Genomic DNA, 2,124 nt, shown 5'->3' with positions numbered 1-2,124 from the left:
GAGGGAGCTTGCTCCCGCTGGAGTGCGGAGCGCTCTCAAATCTCTCAGCCGCGATTTTTTCTGGAGGACTGAAATGTCTGGTTGGCGGTTGCTCCGCGACCGAGCGGGAGCAAGCTCCCTCGCCGCAAATGCTCTCTATCACAGTGTATTCAGGTGTTACGGGATCAACGACCCCCGCAGCGAGTGCGGTTGCGCGGCATCGATGTGCACGTCGGCGAACTGGCCGATCAGGGTCGGGTTGTCGCAGCGGAAGTTGACGATGCGGTTGTTCTCGGTCCGGCCCTGCAGTTCGCCAGGGTCCTTTTTCGAGTAATCGGTCACCAGAATCCGCTGAACGGAGCCGACCATTTGTCGGCTGATTTCGAAACCTTGCTGATTCAGGCGGTGTTGCAGCGCGTTCAGGCGTTCCTTCTTCAGCGATTCCGGCGTCTCGTCGGCCAGAGCTGCCGCCGGCGTGCCCGGGCGCTGGCTGTAGACGAACGAGTAGGAGAAGTCGAAACCGACGTCTTCGATCAACTTCATGGTCTGTTCGAAGTCCTTCTCGGTCTCGCCCGGGAAGCCCACGATGAAGTCCGAACTGATGCAGATGCCCGGCACGGCCGCACGCAGTTTGCGCAGTTTGGATTTGTATTCCAGCGCGGTGTGGTTGCGCTTCATCGCCGAGAGAATCCGGTCCGAACCCGACTGCACCGGCAAGTGCAGGTGCTTGACCAGCTCCGGTACGTCGGCGTGGGCCTGGATCAGGCTGTCGGAAAATTCCAGCGGGTGCGAGGTGGTGTAGCGAATGCGGTCGATGCCATCGACGGCGGCGACCACGCGAATCAGCTCGGCAAGATCAGCCAGGCGACCTTCGTGCGTGGCGCCGCGATAGCCGTTGACGTTCTGCCCCAGCAACGTCACTTCGCGCACGCCGTTTTCGGCCAGGTGAATGATCTCGGCAATCACGTCATCGAACGGTCGGCTGACTTCTTCGCCACGGGTGTAAGGCACCACGCAGAACGTGCAGTATTTGCTGCAACCTTCCATGACCGACACGTAAGCGCTCGGGCCGTCGATGCGCGGCTCTGGCAGATGGTCGAATTTTTCGATTTCCGGGAACGATACGTCGACTTGCGGCAGTTTGGTGGCGCGGGCGGCGTCGATCATTTCCGGCAGGCGATGCAGGGTTTGCGGGCCGAACACCACATCGACATACGGTGCGCGATCGCGGATGGCTGCGCCTTCCTGGCTGGCCACGCAACCGCCGACGGCAATCACCATGTCCGGGTTGGCCAGTTTCAGTTCGCGCCAGCGACCGAGCTGGGAATACACCCGGTCTTGGGCGCGTTCGCGGATGGAGCAGGTGTTGAGCAGGATCACGTCGGCGTCTTCAGCGCGGGCGGTGACTTCCAGGGCCTGATGTTCACCCAGCAGATCGACCATGCGCGAGCTGTCGTACTCGTTCATTTGGCAACCGTGGGTTTCGATGTAAAGCTTCTTGGCCATGGATACAGTCATCACGTGATTCAAAGAACCGCGCATTATAGGGAACATGGTCCAAGGTTCCTACCGCTGTGCGTCCGGTGGCTATGCTATAGTTCGCGCCCTCATTTTTATCCCCCGATGTGTTGCTCGCCCACCATGACCAAACGTGAAGCTCCAATCTATAAGGTGATTTTCCTCAACCAGGGCCAGGTGTACGAAATGTATGCCAAGCAGATCTATCAAAGTGATTTGTGGGGTTTTCTGGAAGTGGAAGAGTTCGTCTTTGGCGAGCGCACGCAAGTGGTCGTGGACCCGAGCGAAGAGAAGCTCAAGGCGCAGTTCGAAGGCGTGGTGCGCAGTTTTGTGCCGATGCATTCGATTGTGCGCATCGATGAAGTCGAGCGTCTGGGCACACCGAAAATCAGCGAAGCCCGCGGCGCGGTCGGTAATGTGATGCCGTTTCCGATGCCGATGCCTGAGAAGTAGGCCGCGGATTGACTGGCTCGTGAACTTGTTGTGGCAAGGGGGCTTATTGTGGCGAGGGAGCTTGCTCCCGCTGGGCTGCGAAGCGGCCCTGAAATCAGCCTCCGCTAACTTCCAGGCAGACCGCGTGCACTGACTTTACGACTGCTTCGCAGCCGAGCGGGAGCAAGCTCCCTC

At 59.6% G+C, this 2,124-nt stretch carries 2 protein-coding genes; one reads left to right on the top strand and one right to left on the bottom strand.

Annotation, left to right across the window (positions count from 1 at the left end):
* Nucleotides 1-156: 156 nt before the first annotated feature.
* Nucleotides 157-1,485, bottom strand: a complete 1,329-nt coding sequence (gene miaB / locus DU29_RS0129095; RefSeq protein ID WP_161781321.1) for a tRNA (N6-isopentenyl adenosine(37)-C2)-methylthiotransferase MiaB — start codon at nucleotides 1,483-1,485, stop codon at nucleotides 157-159.
* 135 nt (nucleotides 1,486-1,620) lie between these two features.
* Here miaB and DU29_RS0129090 point away from each other — a divergent pair, with 135 nt between their 5' ends.
* Entirely contained in the window at nucleotides 1,621-1,950 is a 330-nt protein-coding gene (locus tag DU29_RS0129090) for a DUF1820 family protein (RefSeq protein WP_007894425.1), read from the top strand.
* Nucleotides 1,951-2,124 lie beyond the last annotated feature (174 nt).

Origin of the sequence: Pseudomonas sp. Ant30-3 (assembly GCF_000690905.1) — a bacterium.
In the GTDB taxonomy this organism is placed as follows: Bacteria; Pseudomonadota; Gammaproteobacteria; order Pseudomonadales; family Pseudomonadaceae; genus Aquipseudomonas.
The sequence above is the reverse complement of the archived record's forward strand: the minus strand, read 5'-3'. Positions and strand labels throughout refer to the sequence as shown.

Bases quoted from the DNA above. Each gene is read 5' to 3' on its own strand.
- DU29_RS0129090 (WP_007894425.1), top strand. From the start codon at position 1,621: ATGACCAAACGTGAAGCTCCAATCTATAAGGTGATTTTCCTCAACCAG.
- miaB (WP_161781321.1), bottom strand. From the start codon at position 1,485: ATGGCCAAGAAGCTTTACATCGAAACCCACGGTTGCCAAATGAACGAG.